This is a genomic window from Kineococcus rhizosphaerae, assembly GCF_003002055.1.
GTDB lineage: Bacteria > Actinomycetota > Actinomycetes > Actinomycetales > Kineococcaceae > Kineococcus > Kineococcus rhizosphaerae.
The window spans coordinates 437,738-458,749 of record NZ_PVZF01000001.1 but is presented as its reverse complement, the minus strand read 5'-3'; the positions used below and the strand labels follow the sequence as shown (position 1 = coordinate 458,749).

The window sequence follows — 21,012 nt, the reverse complement described above, 5'->3', positions numbered from 1 at the left end:
ACCTGGTGTCGCACCGCCTCGCCGCCGGCGTGCGCGAGCTCCTGGCCCCCCAGGTCGCCCGCGCAGCCACGGCCGCCGCCCCCCAGGTCATCGGTCGCGTCAGCGCCATCGTCGGGCTGTCCGTCGAGGTCGCCGGCCTGGAGGCCGCGGTGGGGGAGACGATCCTGCTCGGCGACCACCGGGGCTCGATCCCCGCCGAGGTGGTCGCGGCCGAGGGCTCGAAGCTGCGCTGCCTGCCGCTGGGCCACCTCACCGGCCTGGCCGCCGGTGCCCCCGCCGTCGCCACCCGCCGTCCCTCCGACGTCCCCGTCGGCCCCGCGCTGCTGGGCCGCGTCGTCGACGCCATGGGCAACCCGCTCGACGGCGGTGCCCCGCTCGTGGCCGCTCCCCGCGCGGCGCTGCACAACACCCCGCCGCCCGCGCTGACCCGCGGCCGCGTGAACACCCCCCTGAGCCTGGGCGTGCGGGCCCTGGACACCCTCGTGCCCGCCGGCCGCGGCCAGCGCTTCGGCATCTTCGCCGGCTCCGGCGTCGGCAAGTCCTCGCTGCTGTCCATGATCGCCCGCGGCACCTCCGCGGACGTGTCCGTCCTGGCCCTCATCGGCGAACGTGGCCGCGAGGTCCGCGAGTTCCTCGAGGACGACCTCGGCCCCGAGGGCCTGGCCCGCTCCGTGGTCGTCATCGCCACCTCCGACGAGGCCCCCGTCCTGCGGCTGCGCGCCTCGCTGACGGCGACCGCCGTCGCGGAGTCGTTCCGCGACCTGGGCGCCGACGTCGTGCTGATGATGGACTCCCTCACACGCGTGTCCATGGCCCAGCGCGAGATCGGCCTGTCCGTGGGCGAGCCGCCCGCCACCCGCGGCTACCCGCCGAGCGTCTTCGCCCTCATGCCCCGCCTGCTCGAGCGCGCCGGGCCCGGCGTGACCGGCTCCATCACCGGGATCTACACGGTCCTGGTCGACGGGGACGACCACAACGAGCCCATCGCCGACACCGCCCGCTCGATCCTGGACGGTCACGTCGTCCTGGACCGCCGCCTGGCCACCGCCGGGCACTTCCCGACGATCGACGTCCTCGACTCCGTCTCCCGCGTCGCCGGCCGCGTCACCACGCCCGAGCAGAAGGCCGCCGCCACGGCCCTGCGCCGGGTCATGGCCGCGCACCGCGAGGCCAAGGAGCTCATCGACGTCGGCGCCTACCAGCCCGGCGCCAACCCCGAGGTCGACGCCGCGGTGGCCCACCTGCCCGCCATCAACGCCTTCCTGCGCCAGGACATCCACGACATCACCCCCGCCTCCGTGGCGTGGGCCCAGCTGCAGCAACTCGTCTCGAGCTTCGGAGGTGCCCGGTGAGTGCCACCAAGGCGATCATGGCGCTGCTGAAGCTGCGCAAGGTCCAGGCCGACCAGATCAAGGTCGACCTCGCCGCCGCCAACGCCGTCCTGCGCAACGAGCAGAAGCGCGCCGCCCGCGTGCGCCACGAGCTCGGCCAGGCGCACCTGAGCGACGAGACCATGGCCGCCTGGACCGCAGCCGTGGCCCGCCGCGCCGCCCTCGTCTCCGACCTCGACGCCACCCGCGCCCTCGTGGCCCGCGCCGAGGTCGACCTGGGCGCCAAGCAGGCTGCCTGGGCCCGCGCCCGCCGCGCCGAACGTTCCCTGGAACGCATCGTGGAACGCCACGAACGCGCCCAGGAGGAGGCCGCGCTGCGCGCCGACCAGAAGGCGCTCGACGACCGCACCGTCGCCGAGTTCGCCGCCAAGGCGCGCCGTCGGGCCCAGCGCGAGGGGGGTGACCAGTGACGGTCGTCGACGAGATCCAGGGTCGCATCGCCGACATCCAGGCCCGCATCGCCTCCTTCTCGGGGCAGGCCGTCGGGCAGGTCGCCACCACGGCCGTCTCCACCGCCTCGCGCGCCTCCTCCGTCACGTCCGGCTTCGCCGACGCCCTGTCCAGCGCCGGTTCCAGCGCCTCCGGCGTCGTCACCCGTGGCCTGCGCACCCTCAGCGACTCCACCACCGGCCAGAAGCTGCTCTCGGTGGCCCAGCAGTACGCGGGCACCCCGTACAAGTGGGGCGGCACCACCCCCGCCGGCTTCGACTGCTCCGGCCTCGTGCAGTACGCCGCCAAGCAGCTCGGCATCACCCTGCCCCGCACCGCGGCCCAGCAGGCCACCGTCGGCACCGAGGTCCCCAGCCTCGACCAGGCCAGGCCCGGCGACCTCGTCGTCCTGGAGAACGGCCACCACATCGGGATCTACGTCGGCAACGGGCAGATGCTGCACGCGCCGAAGACGGGGGACGTCGTGAAGGTGTCCAAGGTCTGGGAGACCCCCATGACGATCCGCCGCCTCGGCACGACGGCCGCCACCGCCGCCGCGGGCACCGCCGTCGCGGCCACCCTGCTGTCGGGCCTCACCGGCGCCACCTCGAGCGACGCGTCCTCGTACGTGCGGCCCGCGTCGCTGTCCTCCACCTCCAAGTCCGCGCCCTACGAGACGGCCTTCGCTGCGGCGGAACGCAAGTACGGCCTGCCGACCGGCCTGCTCAAGGCCGTCGCCAAGCAGGAGTCGGGCTTCGACCCGACCGCGAGGTCCGGCGCCGGGGCCGTCGGGCTCATGCAGTTCATGCCCGCCACGGCCCGCAGCCTGGGCATCGACGCGAGCGACCCGTTCGCCTCCATCGACGCCGCCGGCAAGTACCTGGCCCAGAACCTCGAGACCTTCGGGTCCGTCCCGCTGGCGCTGGCCGCCTACAACGCCGGCGCGGGCAACGTGAAGAAGTACGGCGGCGTCCCGCCGTTCAGCGAGACCCAGAACTACGTCAAGAAGATCACCGCCGACCTCGGGAGTGCCGCGTGAGCGCCAACCTGACCGTGACGTCGCTGCCCCTCGCACCGACCGCTCGCGACACCGTCCGCTTCTCGTCCTCCTCGTCGGACTCCGACTTCGCCGACTCCTACGGCCAGGCCATGCAGGACCTGCGCAGCTCCTCGCGCGACGACCAGGTGCGCCCGGACTCCCGACCCGACGCCCGCGACGACCAGGTGCGCCCCGACGACCGTCCCGTCGACGCCTCCCCGCGCGCCGAGAAGGCCACCGAGCGGGTCGAGAAGGCCACCGAGCGGGTCGAGAAGGGCGGCGAGCGTCCCGAACCGGCCCACAAGAGCACCAAGCCGGGGACCAAGCACCCCGTCGGCGGCTCCGAGCGGGCCGGCGAGGACGAGGCCACCGACGACGCCGACGTCCCCGCCGTGCCGGTCGACCTCTCGCTGCTGGGGCTGCCCCCCGCACTGCGCGCCGCGCTGACCCCGCAGGCCCCGGCCGAGACCGTCCCCACCGACGCGACGGCGAAGAGCGCCGTCCAGGGCGTGGCCACGACCCAGCCCGTCCTCACCGCCGCCCCGGCCGCCGTCGGCGAGCAGGTCCCGGCCCAGGCCTCGGCGTCCGCCACACCGGGCTCCGCAGCCCCGCAGGTCCCACTGGCCGCACAGGCCTCGGCGCAGACGGCCCCGGCGGTCGCCGTGCAACTCCCGGCCCAGGCCATCGCCACCGCCGCGGGGACCCAGGTGCAGGCCCCGGTCTCGACCCCGGTGCAGGGCACGCCGCAGGTCCCGGTGAGCGCCGTGGACGCGGCGCTGGCGACCGCGACGGTCACCTCCGCGCCCGCCGGTCCCGCCACCGCGCCGTCGGTCCCGGTGCAGACCGCCGTGACCGGGTTGCCGCAGCACGTCGCGCAGACCCCCGTCGACGCCGCGGCGCCGGCGCTCGCCGGCGCGGCCCAGCCGGTCGCGACCCAGGCCCAGGCCGCCGCAGCGGCCTCCCCGTCCCCGACCGCCCCGCAGACCCCGGCCCAGCCCGTCGCGGCGCAGCCGGCCGACGCCTCCGCGCCGGTCGTCGCCGTGCCCGCGGGGCAGGGTGGCCAGGGCGCCGGGGACACCGCGGGCCAGGACGGGCAGCCGTCGGGCCGGTCCGGGCAGAACCCCGCTCCGGCCCAGCCGATCGTCGTGACGCCGCCGCGGGCCGCGGCGGGGGAGGGCCCGGCTCAGCCGTCGCCGACCGTCCTGGCCGCCAGCCCGACCGTCGCCCCGCCGATCGCGCCGCCCGTGACGGCTGGCGCCGCCGCCCCGAAGCCCGCCGACGTCGACCCGGCGGCCGGTCTGGTCCCGGCGCTCGCCCCGACGGTCACCGGCACGGGGACCGTCACCGCGCCGAGCGTCGCCCCGGCCTCCACGCCGCCGGCCCCGCTGCCGCTGACCAACCCCGTCGCGTTCGCGCAGGGCGTGGCCGGCCGGCTCGAGGACCTGCCCACCACCGACGCGGTGCACCGCATGAGCGTCGAGGTGAACCCCCAGGGCCTGGGCCCGGTGCGGATCACCGCCGAGGTCACCGCGGGTGCGCTGCACGTGTCCCTCGCGGGGGCCTCCGAGGCGGCCCGGCACGCGCTGCAGGCCGCCGTCGGCGACCTGCAGAGGGAGCTGTCCACGACGAGCTTCACCCAGACCACCGTCGACGTGCGCGCCGACTCCGGGTCCGCCCAGCAGCAGCGCTCGGCCGACGCCCAGTCCGGCGAGGGCCGGCAGGGGTCGTCGCAGCAGGGCTCCTCCGCGCAGCAGAACGCCGGGCACAGCGCCCGGTCGGCGTTCTCGGCGGCCGCCGCCGAACGCCGTCAGGCCCGGGAGGCCGCCGCCGCGGCCGACGGCCGCCTCGACCTGAGCGTCTGAACCGTTCCAGCCGGGGGATTCACCTGGCTGGGCGCTGTGAATCCCTCACTCGGACTACAGAGTCCCACCCGTTCCGCCGAAGGAGTAGGCATGACAGTCGACGCGACCAGCGGATCGGGCAGCTACTTCTCGCAGCTCACCGCGAACTCGGACGCCCTGACCGCCGCCTCGGCGACCAAGAACGCCAACGCGACGGACACCTCCGCGGCGGCCAAGGCGAAGACCAAGGACGACAAGGACATGTTCCTCAAGCTCCTCGTCGCCCAGCTGCGCTACCAGGACCCGTCGAAGCCGGCGGACACCACGCAGTTCATGGCCCAGACCGCGCAGTTCTCGGCGCTGGAGGCCATGCAGGACGTCGCCACGCAGTCCAGCTCGATGGTCGCGGCGCAGAACAAGCTGCAGGCCAGCACGATGGTCGGGCAGACGGTGTCCTACACCGACGAGAACGGCAAGGTCGTGACCGGTGAGGTCAAGTCGGTCTCCTTCACGCAGGGCTCGGTCGGCGGCACCAACGGCGAGCCGGTCCTGAACGTCGACGGCGTCAGCGTCGTCCTCTCGAAGGTCTCCGGGGTCGGCTCCATCGACGCCACCGCGCTCAACGCGGCGGCGGAGAAGGCCGCCGCGGAGGCCAAGGCCAAGGCTGAGGGCACCTCCGTCCCCGTGACCACCGTGCCGGGTGCGGCCACCGGCAGCTCCTCCACCGCGTCCTCCGGAACCGCCAGCACGGGAACCTCCGGAGCCACGGGAACCTCTCAGACCGCTCCCGCCACGGGAACCCCTGAGACCACCCAGACCTCCGGCACCACCGGAGCCCAGGGTTCGACGAACCCTCCGCAGTCCGCCTGATCCCTCCGCTCGCCCCTCCCGTACCCCCGTCAGCCCCTCGAAAGGTCTGAAGCATGCTCCGCTCCATGTTCTCCGGTGTCAGTGGTCTCCGCGCGCACCAGACGATGATGGACGTCGTCGGCAACAACATCGCCAACGTCAACACCGCCGGTTACAAGAGCTCCAGCGTCGTCTTCGCCGACACGCTGTCCCAGCTCACCAAGGCCGCCGGTGCACCCACCAACGCGACCGGTGGCACCAACCCGGCTCAGGTCGGTCTCGGTGTCCGCGTCGACGCGATCACCCAGAACATGTCGCAGGGTTCGGCGCAGGCCACGGGCAAGTCGACCGACCTGATGCTGCAGGGCGACGGCATGTTCGCCGTGCAGCAGGGCGACGGCGTCTTCTACACCCGCAACGGGTCGTTCACCCTCGACGCGCAGGGTTCGGTCGTCACCAACGACGGTGCCTACGTCATGGGGTGGAAGCCGGACTCGGCCGGGAACGTCGACACCAACGGGACCGTCGGCAAGCTGGTCATCCCCTCCGACACCGTGATGCCCGCGAAGCAGACCAGCACCGGCAAGGTGACGGGCAACCTGGACAACACCCTGAAGAACGGGAAGGCGCAGGAGGTCACGACGTCCTTCACCTCCTACGACGAGCAGGGTGTCGCCACGCCCGTCTACGTGAAGTTCGTCAACGCCAGCACGTCCACCACCGCCAGCAACGACTGGGAGATCTGGACCTCGACGGACAACAAGACCTTCACCGACACCAGCCAGGCGGTGAACTTCGACTCGGTCACCCCGCCGGGTGAGTCGGCGACCAAGGTCGGGCAGTACGCGTCGCCGCAGACTTTCGACCTCACCGGTCTCACCAACGCGCAGGGTGCGCCCATCCAGACCCTGACGCTCGACATGTCGGGTCTGTCCGCCTACGTCGGGGCCTCCGGCAGCAGCAGCATCCAGACCGCGCAGGACGGTGCGCCCATCGGCACGCTGACCAGCTACTCGTTCGGCACCGACGGCGTCATCACGGGTTCGTACTCGAACGGGTACAAGCAGACCCTCGGGCAGGTCGCCATCGCGACGTTCAACAACTACGCCGGCCTGCGCAAGGAGGGCAACTCCCTCTACAGCGTCTCGACCAACTCCGGCACCCCGGTGTACGGCATCGCCGGGCAGTCCGGCCGCGGTGGTCTGCTCGCCGGATCGCTGGAGATGTCGAACGTCGACCTGTCGGCGGAGTTCACCGAGCTCATCCTCGCCCAGCGCGGTTTCCAGGCGAACTCGAAGGTCATCACGGCCTCCGACGAGATCCTGCAGGACCTGGTCAACCTCAAGCGCTGAGGCTGAACCGCCGAGAACCCTCCCGGAGCGAGCGCTCCGGGGGGGTTCTCTGCTTCCCGGGTAGTAGCAGAGGGTGACGACGGACGAAGCGTTAGCACGAACGGGTGCACCCTGCAACCCCCTCTCAGGTCCCGGAACGGCACGCCGATGGACTGGGTGGAAACACCCAGCCCACGGACGGGCGCCCCCGTATCCACCCCCAAGGACGGACCCACACGTGATCCTCGTGACTCGCCTCAACGGGTCGGTGTTCGCCGTGAACCCCGATCTGATCCAGCGCGTCGACTCGACCCCCGACACGGTCATCACCCTCGTCGACGGCGCGAAGTTCGTCGTCACCGAGCCCCTGTCGGAGATCGTCGAGCGCGTCATGGCCTTCCGCGCGCGCGTCGTCGCGACCGCGCACTCCCTGGAGGAGACGGGGACGGCCGACGTCCTCGAGCTGCCGACGCACCCGGACGCGCACTCCGGCGCCCGCCCCACCGACCACCAGACCACCAGCGAAGCCGACGGCACCCTGCCGGCTCCGGTCCCGCTGCACCGCAGGAGGCCGTGAGCCATGGACTTCGCAACGATCGGCGGGCTCATCATCGCCGCCGCCGCCATCCTCTGGACGCAGAACCACGAGGGCGGCAGCCCGACGGACATCCTGCTGCCCGGTCCGCTCGTCCTGGTGTTCATCGGGTCCCTGGGCGTCGGGCTCATGGGCGGCACCCTCAAGGACGGGATCGGGTCGCTCAGGGCGCTGCAGAAGGCCTTCCTGGGCAAGCCCAAGAACGCCGGCGAGACCGTGGGCGTCATCATCAAGATGGCCGAACGGGCCCGTCGCGAGGGTCTGCTGGCCCTGGAGGACGCCATCAAGGAGGTCGACGACGAGTTCCTGCGCGACGGCCTGCAGACCGCCATCGACGGCACCGACCCGGACGAGCTGTACGAGATCCTCTCGGCGCGGATCCAGGCCAAGAAGGCCGCGGACAAGCAGACCGCGAAGTTCTGGGGTGACCTCGGCGGTTACGCCCCCTCCGTCGGCATCGTCGGCACGGTCATCTCCCTGACCGTCGTCCTGCAGAACCTCTCCGACGCCGGCTCCCTCGGCCCGATGATCGCCTCCGCGTTCGTCGCCACCCTGTGGGGTGTGGCCAGCGCCAACGTCTTCTTCCTGCCCGTGCAGACCCGCCTGAACCGGCTGTCCGCGCTGGAGACCGCGCAGATGGAGCTGGTCGTCGAGGGCATCCTCGCCATCCAGGCCGGCTCGAACCCGCGCTCGGTGGCCAAGAAGCTCGAGAGCCTGCTGCCCCCGGGCACCGCGGTCCCGGACAAGAAGGCGGCCTGATGTCCGCAGCGCACAAGCGGCGCCACAAGCACGAGGAGCACGAGGAGCACGTCAACCACGAGCGGTGGCTGGTCTCCTACGCCGACATGCTGACGGTCCTCATGGCGCTGTTCATCGTCCTGTTCGCCCTCAGCCAGATCGACCAGCTGAAGTTCGCCCAGTTCAAGGACGGCCTCAGCAAGGGGACCCCGGACTCCAGCCAGGCCGTCTCGGGCTCCTCGGGCGTCATGGACGTCACGAACGGCAACTCGGTCGTGCAGGTCTCGCCCTACTCCACGGGACAGGAGCTGACGACCTCCTCGCAGGTCCAGCAGATCGCCCAGAAGATCCAGACCGCGCAGACGGCCAAGGACCTCACCGCCGCCAAGGCCGAGGTGCAGGACTACCGCGAGGTCGAGAAGAAGATCGACGCCGCCCTCACCGCCAAGGGCGACCAGGACCAGGTGACCTACCGGATCACCGCCGACGGCCTGGTCGTCGGCCTGGTCGCCGACAACGTCTTCTTCGCCAACGCCTCGGCGGACGTGGAGGCCAAGGGCCGCGAGGTCCTGGACACGATCGCCCCGATCCTGGCCGCCCTGCCCAACGACGTCGCGGTGCAGGGGCACACCAACAACCTGCCCCTGAACGGCAGCGCCCGCTACCGCGACAACTGGGACCTGTCCTCGGCCCGGGCCAACACCGTGGTCACCGGCTTCATCGGCCACGGCATCGCCCCGGTCCGCCTGTCCGGCACCGGGTACGCGGACTCGCGTCCGCTGTACCCCGACTCCGACCCCAAGGCCCTCACCGGCAACCGCCGCGTCGACCTCGTGGTGGCCTCGCCCAGCTCCGACGCCGTCAAGGCGCTGCTGCCGGAGGTCGCGCAGCAGACCGAGTCGAACGGGCCGGCCGAGCTGACCGGCACGACCGACACCGAGACCGGCACCAGCACCACCGGCACCACCGGCACCACCGGCACCACCGGCGCCACCGGCGCCGTGAGCGAGGACGTCTCGGCGGGCATCGCGCCGGACATCGCCACGAACGTCGCCCACTGACCTGATCCACCGACCTGAAGGAGGCCGCGATGGCCAAGAAGGACAAGGCCGAGGGCGACGCGAAGCCCGGCGGCGCGAAGAAGCTCATCGTCATCGGCGCGGCCGCGGCCGTGCTCCTGGCCGGCGGCACCGGTGCGGGGGTGTTCTTCCTGACGAAGGGCAACTCCGCCTCGGCCGCCGAGGCCACCCCGACCGCCACGCTGACGCCCGGCACGGTCACCGCGCTGGACCCCATCAGCGTCAACCTCGCCGACGGGCACTACCTCAAGATCGGCGTCGCCCTGCAGGGCGTCGCGGCCGCCGGCGGCGGTCACGGCGAGGGCAGCAAGGACACCCTCGACGGGTCCAAGGCCTACGACCTGATCATCAACGAGTACTCCAACCTGTCGATGACGGACCTGCAGAACTCCGAGCAGCGCAACCACTACAAGGACGAGCTGCAGGAGAAGGTCATCGAGGCGTACAAGACGCACGACGACAAGGGTGAGGAGACCGAAGGGGTCATGGGGATCTACCTGACCAGCTTCGTCATGCAGTGACGACCTGAGACGCGCTGAGCGCACGAAGGCCCCCGCCGTTCCCGGCGGGGGCCTTCGACGTTCACGCACGAGTCAGGGGACCCACAGCGCGGGGACGTCGACGACGACGCCGGTGTGGTCACCACCGGTGAGCCTGACGTGCCCGGCGCCCTGATGGACGGGCTCGTACCGCCCGTCCACCAGGGTGAACGCGTACGGGCACCGGTCGCCGTGGTCGAGGATCCAGCAGTTCCGCGCGCCGCAGCGGGCGCAGTCGCGCAGGGTGCGCACCCGGTCCTCCACCGCGTTCGAGGGTGAGGTGACCTCGACCACGAGCACCGGCGGGTCCACGGTGAAGCGGGCGTCGGTGTCGAGACGGGCCAGGAGCATCACGTCGGGCTGGTACTCGCGCGTCGCGCCGTCCGGACGCCACGCCCACTCGGTGAGCGCGACCCCGTCGAAGCCGCGCAGCAGCTCGCGCACGTTCGCCACGGCGAGCTGGTGGCGGCCGGTGCTCCGCGGGCTCACGACGAGCATCCCGTCGACGTGCTCGCCGCGGACGTCCTCGCCCAGTGCACCGAACTCCTCCCAGGACATGCGGATCGCCTGGGGAGCCTCGCTCACCTCAGCTGCCACGCGGGTCAGGTTGGACACGTCGTCCACCCCGCCCCGGGACCGACCCCGTCCACCCGCGGGTGGCGCGACACGCGCCGCGACCACCCGCCGGCCCGCCGGGGGCAGGCTGGGACGGTGAGGTGCAGCAGCAGGCGCGCCGGGCCGGGCGGGGCGGGCCCGACCTTGAGCCGGGAGGCCGCGGACCACCCGTTCGGGCTCGCGCTAAAGGGTGACGCCCGTTCGTGCCGATAGGTGACTCGTGGCAGCCGAGACCCCCAGCACCGCAGAGCGGGCAGGTGCCCGTCGCTCCCGGCGACGAGGCGTCCCCGTCCCGTACGACTTCCGACGGCCGACCAAGCTGTCGCGTCAGCACGCCCGCGTGCTCGAGATCACCTACGAGGGCTTCTGCCGGCAGTGGGCGACGCTGCTGTCCTCCACCCTGCGCACCACCGTGCAGGTCGAGCTGGACGGCATCCAGCAGTACAGCTACGACGAGTACGCCGCGTCGCTGCCGATGCCGACCGTGATGGCCGTGTTCGACCCCGAGCCGCTGGTCGGCGCCGCGGTGCTGCACGTCGACATCGCGTTCGTGCTCGCCTGCATCGAGCGCATGCTCGGCGGGACCGGCACCAACGCCCAGCCCGAGCGGCAGCTGACCGACATCGAGGCCGTCCTGGCCCGGGGGATGGTCGAGCGCACCCTGACCGAGCTGGCCTCCTCGCTGGTCACGGTCACCGACCTCAAGCCCAAGCTGACGGCCATCGACCAGAACCCCGCCTTCGCGCAGGCCGCCGCTGCCACCGACGTCATGATCGTCTCCTCCTTCCACCTGCAGGTCGAGGGCGTGACCGGGACCGCGACGCTCGCGATGCCGCTGGACCCGCTGTCGGCGGCGCTGACCGCGGCCGAGCTGCGCGTGGCCAGCCCCGAGGAGCTGCGCATCCGCCGCCTCATGCGCGACCGCCTCGACGACCACCTGGAGAACATCCCGGTCGACGTCTCGGTCCGGATGAAGGCCGCGCAGATGCGTCCCGACGAGATCCTCTCCCTCATCCCCGGTGACGTCCTGCGCCTGCCGCACCGCGCCGACGAGCCGCTCGAGGTCGTCGCCCAGGGCGCCTCGGTCGCCTCCGCCGTCGCGGGGACCCGCGGCGCCAAACTCGCCTGCCTGATCGTCCCGACCCCCGAGGAGAACGCACGATGAGCACCGCCACCCACGCCGACCTCATGTCCACGCTGCGCGAGGCCGCCCAGGCTGCGCTCGCCGTCCTGCCCCTGTCGGCGCCCGGGACCATCTCCAGCGTCCTGGCCGTCGCCCAGGCCCCCGACCTCGGCGACGAGGGCACCGCGGTGTCGGCGAACTTCGCCGGCGCCGCCAACGGCCGCGTCACGGTCATCGTGGGGGAGGAGACCCTCAACACGCTCCTCATGAGCCCCGAGGGCGCCCTGGACCCCGTCGACGCCCTGCGCCCGGCGTTGGAGACCGTCGTGCACGCCCTGGGCCAGTGCGTCCTGGAGGCCGGTGTCGAGGGCGACCCCGCCCAGGCCCTGAACCAGCTCGAGGGGGGCGCGGTCGCGGTCGTCGACGCGGCGGGGGAGACCCTGGCCCTCATCGGCCTGACCCTGACCGCGCAGTCCGAGGCCCCGACCCCGGCGCCGTCGACGACGGCCTTCGCCGGTGCGGCCCCGGCCGCCGGCGGCCCCCGCCGCACGATGGACCTGCTGCGCGACGTGCAGATGGACGTCACCGTCGAGCTCGGCCGCACCTCCATGACGGTCCAGGACCTGCTGGCCCTGACCCCGGGCTCGGTCGTCGAGCTGGACCGCGCCGCCGGTTCGCCCGCCGACATCCTCGTCAACGGTCAGCTCATCGCCCGCGGCGAGGTCGTCGTCGTGGACGAGGACTACGCCATCCGCATCACCGAGATCGTCACCCCGGAGGCCGGCGCCTGATGGACGCCGTCGCCGCGATCGCGCGGACGAGCATCTCGCTGGTCGCGGTGCTCGGCCTGCTGTACCTGATCTCCCGCTGGCTGCGCCGCCGCCAGGGCGGCACGGCCGCGGGGGCCGACTTCGCCGTCCTGGCCAAGCAGAGCCTGGGCGCGAAGGCCGCCGTCGCGCTGGTCAAGGTCGGCGACAGGGCCCTGGTCGTCGGGGTCTCCGACGCCGGGGTGAACCTGCTGGGCGAGACCGACGTCGAGGCCGTGTTCAAGGATTCGGCCGAACGTGTCGAAGAGGTCGACATCACCGCCACGGATTCGGCGGAAGAACAGACGACTGGCACGGATGCCGGTGCGGCGCAGCCCCAGACGGGGGAGCGCTACCTCCGCAAGGCCGGCGAGACGATCGCCGTGAAGGCTCCGGCCAAGCACACCGCCACCGGTGTGAACGGTTCGGCCCTCAACCCGGCCACGTGGTCCAAGGCAGTCGACGTTCTTCGTGAGAGGACGACCCGCAGGTGACGAAGTCCCGAGTCCGCACGCTGGCCGCAGCGCTGGTGCTCTCCGGTGGTCTGGTCGTGGGGGGCGCGCTCAGCGCCCAGGCGTCCGCCCCCGCCGCGAGCGTCTCCGCCGCCGCCCCGGCCGCCTACACCACCGCCCTCAGCGGCTCGGTCCAGGCGGGCGTGCAGGCACCCACCGCCCCGACGGCGCCGACCGCGCCCACGGGCACCGGGTCCGGCTCGGTGACGATCAACGGGATCGACGGCAAGCCCAGCCAGTCGGTCACCATCATCATCGCCCTGACGATCCTGTCGGTGGCCCCCGCGCTGCTGCTGCTCACGACGAGCTTCATGAAGATCCTCGTCGTCCTGGGCCTGACCCGCAACGCCCTGGGCCTGCAGGGCACCCCGCCGAACCAGGTCCTGGCCGGCCTGGCCCTGTTCCTGACGATGTTCGTCATGGCGCCCACCTTCAGCGCCGTGAACGACGCCGCGGTCCAGCCCTACCTCAAGGGCGAGAAGACCGCCACGGTCGCCTTCACCGACGGCTCCAAGCCGCTGAAGGAGTTCATGCTGAAGCAGACGCGCCCGGAGGAACTGGCGCTCATGACCAAGGCCGCCAAGCGCGACCTGCCCAAGACCCGCGCCGAGACGCCGCTGACGACCCTGGTGCCGGCCTTCGCCCTGTCGGAGCTGCGCAGCGCCTTCATCATCGGGTTCGTCGTCTTCATCCCGTTCCTGGTGATCGACATCGTCGTCTCAGGAGCCCTGATGAGCCTGGGCATGATGATGCTGCCACCGGTCACGGTGTCCCTGCCGTTCAAGCTGCTGCTGTTCGTGATGGTCGACGGCTGGGGCCTGATCATCAAGTCCCTCGTCGCCTCCTACGCCGGCTGAGCCATCGCCCCGACCCCTCGCCCGACCCCTCGCCCGACCCCTCGCCCGACCCGTTGCGCTGCAGCCCCTCGCGCTGACCCGTCCGCGAACGCCGCGTCCTGAGCCCCGATCCGCGGGGCTCGGGGCGCGGCGTTCGCGCGTGCGGGCCGGACCCGTCCCGCGAGCGCCTGCGGACGGCGCCGCAGGGGTTAAAGGGATTCACCCGATCGGCCGAGATACCCACTGCACGACCACCCCGACCGGAAGAGGCGAAGCTGATGACCGACGTGACCGTCATCCACATCGGGATGACCGCTCTCGTCCTCGCCGCCAAGCTGTGCGCCCCGATGCTGCTGACGGCCCTGGCGGTCGGTTTCGGCATCTCGTTGTTCCAGAGCGTCACCCAGCTGCAGGAGCAGACCATCGCGTTCGTCCCCAAGGCCGTCGCGGTCGGGGCGGCCATCGTCATCTGCGGCAAGTGGATGCTGCACGAGGCGACGGGTTTCACCACCGCGCTGTACGAGCAGATCCCCTCCCTGCTGACCCACGGCGGCTGAGCGCGTGCAAGGCGTCCCGGCCGTCCCCCTCGACCTGCTGGTGGCCGTGCTGCTGGCCTCGGTGCGCGCCGCCGCGTTCGTCATGCTCGCGCCCCCCTTCGCCAACAAGGCCGTCTCCGGGCAGGTCAAGGCGCTGCTGTCGGTGGCGATGGCCCTGCCCGTGGCGTTGCGGCTGCGCGACACCGTGCCCGCCGTCGAACCCGGCGCCCTCATCACCGCCGTCGTGCAGCAGGCCCTCGTCGGGGTCGTCATGGGCGCCTTCGTGGCCCTGCTGTTCGCCGCCGTCCAGGCCGCCGGCGACATGCTGGACCTGTTCGGCGGGTTCCAGCTCGCCAGCGCCTACGACCCGCTGATGCAGACCCAGACCGCGATCTTCGGCAAGCTGTACGCGTGGACGACGACGGCGCTGCTCGTCGTCACCGGCGGCCACCTGCTCATCCTGCAGGGCTTCTTCCGCTCCTACGACGTGCTGCCGCTGGACGCCGGCGTCGACCCCGGCACCATCGCGCGGACCTTCACCGACGGCGTCGGCCAGCTCGTGCTGTCCGCCCTGCAGATCGCCGCCCCCCTCATCGCGGTCCTGTTCATCACCGACATCGGCCTCGGGCTGCTCTCGCGCGTCGCACCGGCGCTGAACGTGTTCGCCATGAGCTTCCCCGTGAAGATCCTCATCGCCCTCACCCTGGCCGGTTTCACCTTCTCCCTGCTGCCCGGTGTCGTCGGCGACCTCGCCGACACCGCCCGCGAGACGATCGTGCGAATGGTCACCCCCCTCGCCGGTCCGGACGTGGGCGGGGGTGAGGGCGGGTGAGCGGGGAGAAGACCGAGAAGCCGACCGCCAAGCGCCTCAAGGAGGCGCGCGACGAGGGCAACATCCCGTTCTCCCGCGACGTCGGCGCCTGGCTGTCGACCGGCGCGGGCGCGCTCACGATCCCGCACACCATCGAGGCCGGCAAGACGCTGGGGCAGCGCACCCTGGGCCGCATCGCCGAGGTCGCCGCCCACCCCGAACCGGGCCGGGCGCTGAGGGTCCTGACCGACACCTTCGCCGGCATCCCGACCGTGCTCGGCCCCCTGGCCGTCGCCACCGTCCTGGCCGTCGTCGTCGCCGGCGCCGCCCAGGGCACGCTGCGCCCGGCGCCCAAGAAGCTCAAGCCGAAGTTCTCCAACCTCAACCCCGTCAACGGGTTCAAGCAGCACTGGGGTCCGCAGGCGGTCTGGGAGGGCGCCAAGTCGCTGCTGAAGACGATCGTCATCGGCGGCGCCGTGTGGATGGTCGTCAAGGACCTGGCCCCCGAGCTCATCGGGCAGGGCCTGCTGTCCACGACGGCGGTCCTGGCCATGACGAAGGCCGCCGTCGTCCGGATGCTGGCCGTCACCGTCCTCATCGGCCTGGTGATCGCCGCCGCCGACTACGCCATGAGCCGGCGCCGCGTGATGAAGAAGCTGAAGATGAGCAAGCAGGACATCAAGCAGGAGCACAAGAACGCCGAGGGCGACCCGCTGCTCAAGGGCGCCATCCGCTCCAAGCAGATGGCCATGTCCCGCAACCGGATGATGGCCGACGTCGCCAAGGCCGACGTCGTGCTGGTCAACCCCACCCACATCGCCGTCGCCCTGCGCTACGAACCGGGCAGCGGCGCCCCCAAGGTCGTCGCCAAGGGCGCCGGCGCCATCGCCTCGAAGATCCGCGAGAAGGCCAAGGAGAACGACGTCCCGCTCGTCAAGGACATCGACCTGGCCCGCGCGATGTACAAGGGCGTCAAGGTCGGCCAGGAGATCCCGCCGGAGTTCTTCGCCGCCGTCGCCAAGGTCCTGGCCTTCGTCATGAGCCTGCGCAGCCGCGGGTCGCTGACCGCCTTCGGCGAGGCGCACACCGTCCCCGCCTGATCCCGCGCGGGACCGTCGACGCACCGGGACGGAGCTCCGGTGCGTCGACGGTCCACCCGGGGCCCCGTTCAAGGTCGGTACCCGGGCCGCCGATGGCAACAGCGTGGGCCGACCGGGTGAGGCGCAGGGTGCGCCGGACGAGCACGGCGTGCGCGACAGCGGCGCCCGCGAGCACCTCGCGCGGCTGCTGCCCCAGCCCACGCCCCAGCCGGGAGCCTTGCGCAGCGCCGCCGCCGCCCACGGCCGCACCCGCCGCCGCACCGACGAACGCGCCGCCGCCGCCGCGGCCACCTCCGTCGGGGCCCGCCTGACCCGCGTCCTCGGCGGCGTCCTCGCCCTCCTGCTCCTCGTCGGCCTCAGCGGCGCCGGCGGCCTGCTCGTCACCGGCTCCTCCCGGGCCCGCGAGACCCAGCTGCGCGGCCTCGAAGCCGCCAACGCCGGCCTGCAGCTGACCCTCACCGACGCCGACACCGCCGTGCGCGACCAGCACGACCGGCACGACCGGCACGACACCGACCGGCCCCGGGGCACGACCACCTGGACCGCCGCCGTCGCCGCCCTGCCCGCGCGGCGCGCCCGCGTCGACGCGCTGCTCACCGACCCGCTGCAGCGCAGCCTTTTCGCCGAGCAGTCCCGGCTCATCGACAGCTGGATCGCCCTCACCGACCCCGACCGCGGCGCGGCCGACACCGCCGGCGCCGCCGCCCAGGCCGCCGCCTTCGCCGAGGTGCGCGACGCCAACGAGCGCCTCGACGCCCTCGTGCGCCACCAGCGCCACGACGCCACCACCACCGAGAACCGGGTCCGCTACGGCGCCCTGGCCTTCACCGTCCTGACCATGGCCGCGGCGCTCGCGGTGGCCGTCGGTGCCGGCCGGCGGACCCGGTGCGCCCTGGTGGAGCCGTTGCGGGCCCTCGTGGAGGTCCTCGACGCCCAGCACGGCGGACGGGACGGGGCGCAGGTCCAGGCCGACCCGACCCGCGGGCCGGCCGAGGTCCGCGCCGTCGCCCTGGCCGTCAACGACCTGGCCCGGGAGAACGACCTGCTGCTGGAGGCCGCCGGGCAGTCGGCCCGGCTGCACCGCCTCGCCGGCGACATCGGCCGCGAGGTCCGCGACCAGCTCGTGGCCCAGGACGCCCTGCAGGTCGCGGTCACGCGCCTGGGCGAGGAACTGGGCCTCGCCCGGGTCTGGGTGCGGATGCTCCAGCCGCCGGGGGTGCAGCTCTCCGGCCACGACGCGGGCCTGGGGCCGGTGGCCAGGGAGTGGGCCGCCAGCCCCCTGGCCCCCCTGACCGGGGCCGGGGCCGGGGTCGCGGCCGACGTCAGCGCCGCCTTCGACGACTCCCGGGCCTGGCTGGGGCAGCTGCACGCCTCCGGAGACGTCTACGCCGTCCCCGACACCCGCCCGCTGACGGGCCGCTCACCCGGCCTGGACGCCTTCCTGCGCGGTTGCGACGCCCGGGCCCTGCTGCTGGTGCCGATCGGCGTGGGGGACAGCCCGCACGGGCTGCTGACCCTCGTCGACGCCGCCGGGCCCCGCGAGTGGACCGTCCAGGAGGTCGAACTGGTCCGTTCCGTGGCCGTCGACCTCGCCCGCGCCCTCGTGCTGGCCGGGCTCTACCGCGCCCAGGAACGGCTCCTGGGGGAGCTGCGCGACGTCGAGTCGGTCAAGTCCGACCTGCTGGCCACCGTCTCGCACGAGCTGCGCACGCCGCTGACGTCCATCTCCGGATACCTCGAGCTCCTGCGCGACGGCGCGGTCGGGGAGGTCGGCGAGGACGTCGCCGCCGTCCTGGGCATCGTCGAACGCAACACCGAACGCCTGCGCGCCCTCATCGAGGACCTGCTGCTGCTCTCGCGCGTGGAGTCGGCCCCCACCGTCGCGGTGCCCGGCGAGACCACCGTCGCCGACCTCGTCACCGGCGTCCTGGCCGCCGTCGGGTCCGGCTCCCCGGCCGGGCACCGCGGCGGCGGCACCGTGCGCTGCACCACACCCCCCGACGAGCTCACCGGCCTGCGCGTGCACGGCGACCGCGACCACCTGCACCGCGCCCTGCTGGCCGTCGTCGACAACGCCGTGAAGTTCTCACCGGCCGGGTCCCTGGTCCGCCTGCGGGTCGAACGCCACCTCCGCAACGTGCGCATCGTGGTGCAGGACAACGGGATGGGCATCCCGTCCACGGAGGTCGGCGCCGTCTTCGGGCGGTTCGCCCGCGCCTCCAACGCCGCCCTCCTGCAGGTCCCCGGCACCGGCCTGGGTCTGACCATCGCCCGCGACCTGGTCCGTCTGCACGGCGGCGGCATCGACCTGGACTCCGAGGAGGGCCAGGGCACGACCGCCACGCTCACCCTCACCCTGACCGACACCTCGATCGACACCTCGATGGACACCTCGACCGACACCCCCGAGGACCCCGGCGTCGGAGGCGCCCGCGCATGACCAGCACCCGCCAGCACACCCCGGCCGCCGACCGCGTCCCCCGCCTCCTCGCGGGCCCGGGCACCCCCGCGCCCGGCGTGGAGGTCCTGCGCCTGGCCGCCCTGCACGGCTACGACCTGCTGGACACCCCCGCCGACCCCGAGCTCGACGCCGTCGTGCGCATCGCCGCCGCCCTGGCCGGTGTGCCGACCGCCACCGTCAACCTCATCGACTCCCAGCGCCAGTGCCAGCTGTCGGCCGTCGGGTTCGTCGGCGGCGACTGCGCGCGCTCGGAGTCCCTGTGCGCCCGCAACCTCGGCGACCCCGACGTCGTCGTCGTGCCCGACGCCCGCACCGACGCCCGCTACGGCGACTCGGCGTGGGTCGACGGCCGCCTGGCCGAGGTGGTCTTCTACGCCTCCGCGCCCCTGATCACCCCCGACGGGCACCACCTGGGCGGCCTGTGCGTCTTCGACTCCACCCCCCGCACCCTCACCCCCGAGCAGGTCGAGCGGCTGCGCGACCTCGCCGGGGTCGTCATGGCCCTGCTCGAACGCCGCCGCCGCCACCGCGACCAGGCCCACCTCGTCGCCGAGGTCGAGGAGCAGCGCCACCTGCTGCAGCACACCCTGACCGAGCTGGAGACGCGCGAGGAGTTCACCGCCGCCCTGCTCGACTCCGTCGGCGTCGCCGTCGTGGCCTGCGACGCCCGGGGCTCCCTGACGGTGTTCAACCCCACCGCCCGCCGCATCCACGGCCTGGCTCCCGACCCGCGGATGCCCTCGACCGAGCACGCCCGCGCCTACGGCCTGCACGCCGCCGACGGCCGGACCCCGCTGGCCGCCGCCGACGTGCCCCTGGCGCGCGCCCTGGCCGGCGAGGACGTCCGCGGCGTCGAGATCGTCATCGCCCCCCGGGACGCGGACCCGGTGCGCGTCACCTGCACCGGCCGCGCCCTGCACGACGAGGCGGGCGCCGTCATCGGGGCCGTCGTCGCCATGCAGGACATCACCGCCGACCGGGCCCGCATCCACGCGCTGGAGGAGGCGGGGGAGCGGCTGCGGCGCTCCAACGACGACCTGGCCAACCTCGCCGCCGTCGCCAGCCACGACCTCGCGGCCCCGCTGACCTCCGTCATCGGCTACCTCGAACTCGTCCTCGACGTCCACGCCGAGGCCCTCGGCGCGCAGGGTGCGGCCTGGACCGGCACCGCCCTGCGCGCCGCCCGGCGCATGCAGGGCCTCATCGAGGCCGTCCTCGAGCACGCCCGCGCCGACTCCACCGGGTTCGCCGCGAGGCCCGTCGCCGTGCGCGACGTGCTGTCCCACGTCGTGGAGGACCTCGGCGCCGCCGCCGGCGCCGTCGAGATCGCCTACACCGAGACCGGCCTCGACGGCGCCGGCACCGCCGCCCACGTCCGCGCCGACCCCGTCCTGCTGCGCCAGCTGCTGCAGAACCTCGTGGGCAACTCGGTGCGCTACCGCCACCCCGGGCGCCCCTGCCGCGTCGAGGTCCGCGTCGCGGACCGGCCCGGCGGCTGGGAACTGGCCGTCGTCGACAACGGCCGCGGCATCGACCCCGCCCACCGCCACCGGGTCTTCGGGATGTTCACCTCCGCCGCCGACCCCGCTGCGGACCCCTGCGCCGACCCTTCCGCGGGTCCCACCGCCGGCCCCTCCACCGACGACGCACGAGGCCGCCGGGCCGGGCACGGCATCGGCCTGGCCACCTGCCAGCGCATCGTCGAGCGCCACGGCGGGCGCATCGTCGCCGAGCCCACCCCCGGCGGCGGCGCGACCCTGCGGGCCACGTTCCCCGTCGCCGCGGCCCGGGACCCGGGGCTGCGCGAGCGGCTCAGCACCGGCTGAGCCCGGCCGATGGGCCGGGGGAGCCCACCACGCCACCGCTCCCACCGCGTCCGTTCCCCGTCCCCCCACCAGGTCCAGGAGGACCCCCATGGCCCGAGTGCTGGTCGTCGAGGACGACCCCGACATCCGTCAGCTCGTGGAGCTGCGGCTGCGAGGACTCGGCCACCGCGTCGTGTCCGCCCCCTCCGGCCCCGAGGCGCTCGCCGTCATCGCCGACCGCGGGGCCCCCGAGGTCGTCGTCCTGGACGTCGCGATGCCCGGCATGACCGGCCTGGAGGTCCTGCGCACCCTGCGCGCCCAGCCCGAGCACGCCGACCTGCCCGCGATCTTCCTGTCCGCCCGTGTGCGCCCCGAGGACATCGCCGCCGGTGAGGAGCTCGGCGCCCTCTACCTGACCAAGCCGTTCGTGGTCAGCGCCCTCGCCGGCGCCATCGACAAGGCCCTGACGCGCACCGCCGAGGCCGCCGCCGGCTGGTGAAGCGGCCCACCCGCCCGTCCTCCCGGCCCCGTTCCCGCTGCGCGGGAGCGGGGTCCGTGCGTTCCCGGGGCGACACG

Annotated in this window: 21 protein-coding genes; 20 read left to right on the top strand and 1 reads right to left on the bottom strand. The window is 73.4% G+C overall.

What is annotated here, in order from left to right; genetic code table 11:
* The first annotated feature begins 29 nt into the window (after positions 1-29).
* The 10 genes from CLV37_RS02295 to CLV37_RS02250 all read left to right on the top strand — a co-directional run bounded on the left by CLV37_RS02295 (position 30) and on the right by CLV37_RS02250 (position 9,813).
* Positions 30-1,352, top strand: a complete 1,323-nt coding sequence (locus CLV37_RS02295) for a FliI/YscN family ATPase (RefSeq protein ID WP_106207369.1) — start codon at positions 30-32, stop codon at positions 1,350-1,352.
* Positions 1,349-1,801, top strand: coding sequence for a hypothetical protein (locus tag CLV37_RS02290; RefSeq protein WP_106206531.1), 453 nt, complete (start codon positions 1,349-1,351; stop codon positions 1,799-1,801). The genes CLV37_RS02295 and CLV37_RS02290 overlap by 4 nt, the downstream gene beginning before the upstream one ends.
* A complete protein-coding gene (locus CLV37_RS28765; RefSeq protein ID WP_106206529.1) occupies positions 1,798-2,859 on the top strand; it encodes an NlpC/P60 family protein in 1,062 nt (353 codons plus the stop codon). The genes CLV37_RS02290 and CLV37_RS28765 overlap by 4 nt, the downstream gene beginning before the upstream one ends.
* Positions 2,856-4,721 carry a flagellar hook-length control protein FliK gene (fliK, locus tag CLV37_RS02280; protein ID WP_106206527.1) on the top strand — a complete coding sequence of 622 codons (1,866 nt, stop codon included), beginning with the start codon at positions 2,856-2,858 and terminating at the stop codon, positions 4,719-4,721. Before CLV37_RS28765 ends, fliK begins: the two co-directional genes overlap by 4 nt.
* A gap of 90 nt (positions 4,722-4,811) precedes the next feature.
* A complete protein-coding gene (locus CLV37_RS02275) occupies positions 4,812-5,570 on the top strand; it encodes a flagellar hook capping FlgD N-terminal domain-containing protein (RefSeq protein ID WP_106206525.1) in 759 nt (252 codons plus the stop codon).
* A gap of 53 nt (positions 5,571-5,623) precedes the next feature.
* Positions 5,624-6,901 (top strand): flagellar hook protein FlgE, encoded by a 1,278-nt coding sequence (locus tag CLV37_RS02270; RefSeq protein ID WP_106206523.1) that lies wholly within the window; start codon positions 5,624-5,626, stop codon positions 6,899-6,901.
* A gap of 217 nt (positions 6,902-7,118) precedes the next feature.
* The gene (locus tag CLV37_RS02265; protein ID WP_106206521.1) at positions 7,119-7,457 is read left to right on the top strand and encodes a flagellar FlbD family protein; all 339 of its coding nucleotides are present in this window, start codon (positions 7,119-7,121) and stop codon (positions 7,455-7,457) included.
* A 3-nt stretch (positions 7,458-7,460) separates the two neighbouring features.
* A complete protein-coding gene (locus CLV37_RS02260; RefSeq protein ID WP_106206519.1) occupies positions 7,461-8,234 on the top strand; it encodes a motility protein A in 774 nt (257 codons plus the stop codon).
* Positions 8,234-9,274 carry an OmpA/MotB family protein gene (locus CLV37_RS02255; RefSeq protein ID WP_106206517.1) on the top strand — a complete coding sequence of 347 codons (1,041 nt, stop codon included), beginning with the start codon at positions 8,234-8,236 and terminating at the stop codon, positions 9,272-9,274. The genes CLV37_RS02260 and CLV37_RS02255 overlap by 1 nt, the downstream gene beginning before the upstream one ends.
* 29 nt (positions 9,275-9,303) lie before the next feature.
* Positions 9,304-9,813: a flagellar basal body-associated FliL family protein gene (locus tag CLV37_RS02250; protein WP_106206515.1), complete on the top strand. Its 510-nt coding sequence runs from the start codon at positions 9,304-9,306 to the stop codon at positions 9,811-9,813.
* 72 nt (positions 9,814-9,885) lie between these two features.
* Here CLV37_RS02250 and CLV37_RS02245 read toward each other — a convergent pair whose 3' ends face one another.
* Positions 9,886-10,446: a Uma2 family endonuclease gene (locus CLV37_RS02245; RefSeq protein ID WP_170127003.1), complete on the bottom strand. Its 561-nt coding sequence runs from the start codon at positions 10,444-10,446 to the stop codon at positions 9,886-9,888.
* A gap of 220 nt (positions 10,447-10,666) precedes the next feature.
* Between CLV37_RS02245 and CLV37_RS02240 the strand changes: the two genes are divergently transcribed.
* The 10 genes from CLV37_RS02240 to CLV37_RS02195 all read left to right on the top strand — a co-directional run bounded on the left by CLV37_RS02240 (position 10,667) and on the right by CLV37_RS02195 (position 20,935).
* Positions 10,667-11,611, top strand: a complete 945-nt coding sequence (locus CLV37_RS02240) for a flagellar motor switch protein FliM (protein ID WP_106206511.1) — start codon at positions 10,667-10,669, stop codon at positions 11,609-11,611.
* Positions 11,608-12,360 (top strand): flagellar motor switch protein FliN, encoded by a 753-nt coding sequence (fliN, locus tag CLV37_RS02235; protein WP_106206509.1) that lies wholly within the window; start codon positions 11,608-11,610, stop codon positions 12,358-12,360. Before CLV37_RS02240 ends, fliN begins: the two co-directional genes overlap by 4 nt.
* On the top strand, positions 12,360-12,869 hold the full coding sequence (locus tag CLV37_RS02230) for a FliO/MopB family protein (protein WP_106206507.1): 510 nt from the start codon (positions 12,360-12,362) through the stop codon (positions 12,867-12,869). Before fliN ends, CLV37_RS02230 begins: the two co-directional genes overlap by 1 nt.
* On the top strand, positions 12,866-13,744 hold the full coding sequence (fliP, locus tag CLV37_RS02225; protein WP_106206505.1) for a flagellar type III secretion system pore protein FliP: 879 nt from the start codon (positions 12,866-12,868) through the stop codon (positions 13,742-13,744). The genes CLV37_RS02230 and fliP overlap by 4 nt, the downstream gene beginning before the upstream one ends.
* Positions 13,745-14,001: 257 nt before the next feature.
* The gene (locus CLV37_RS02220) at positions 14,002-14,280 is read left to right on the top strand and encodes a flagellar biosynthetic protein FliQ (RefSeq protein ID WP_106206503.1); all 279 of its coding nucleotides are present in this window, start codon (positions 14,002-14,004) and stop codon (positions 14,278-14,280) included.
* Positions 14,281-14,284: 4 nt separating this feature from the next.
* Positions 14,285-15,091 (top strand): flagellar biosynthetic protein FliR, encoded by an 807-nt coding sequence (locus tag CLV37_RS02215; protein WP_106206501.1) that lies wholly within the window; start codon positions 14,285-14,287, stop codon positions 15,089-15,091.
* Positions 15,088-16,170: an EscU/YscU/HrcU family type III secretion system export apparatus switch protein gene (locus tag CLV37_RS02210; RefSeq protein ID WP_106206499.1), complete on the top strand. Its 1,083-nt coding sequence runs from the start codon at positions 15,088-15,090 to the stop codon at positions 16,168-16,170. Before CLV37_RS02215 ends, CLV37_RS02210 begins: the two co-directional genes overlap by 4 nt.
* Positions 16,171-16,318: 148 nt before the next feature.
* On the top strand, positions 16,319-18,610 hold the full coding sequence (locus CLV37_RS02205; protein ID WP_146149261.1) for a GAF domain-containing sensor histidine kinase: 2,292 nt from the start codon (positions 16,319-16,321) through the stop codon (positions 18,608-18,610).
* Positions 18,607-20,457 (top strand): sensor histidine kinase, encoded by a 1,851-nt coding sequence (locus CLV37_RS02200; protein ID WP_106206495.1) that lies wholly within the window; start codon positions 18,607-18,609, stop codon positions 20,455-20,457. The genes CLV37_RS02205 and CLV37_RS02200 overlap by 4 nt, the downstream gene beginning before the upstream one ends.
* A gap of 88 nt (positions 20,458-20,545) precedes the next feature.
* Positions 20,546-20,935, top strand: a complete 390-nt coding sequence (locus CLV37_RS02195; protein WP_106206493.1) for a response regulator — start codon at positions 20,546-20,548, stop codon at positions 20,933-20,935.
* The last annotated feature ends 77 nt before the right edge of the window (positions 20,936-21,012 follow it).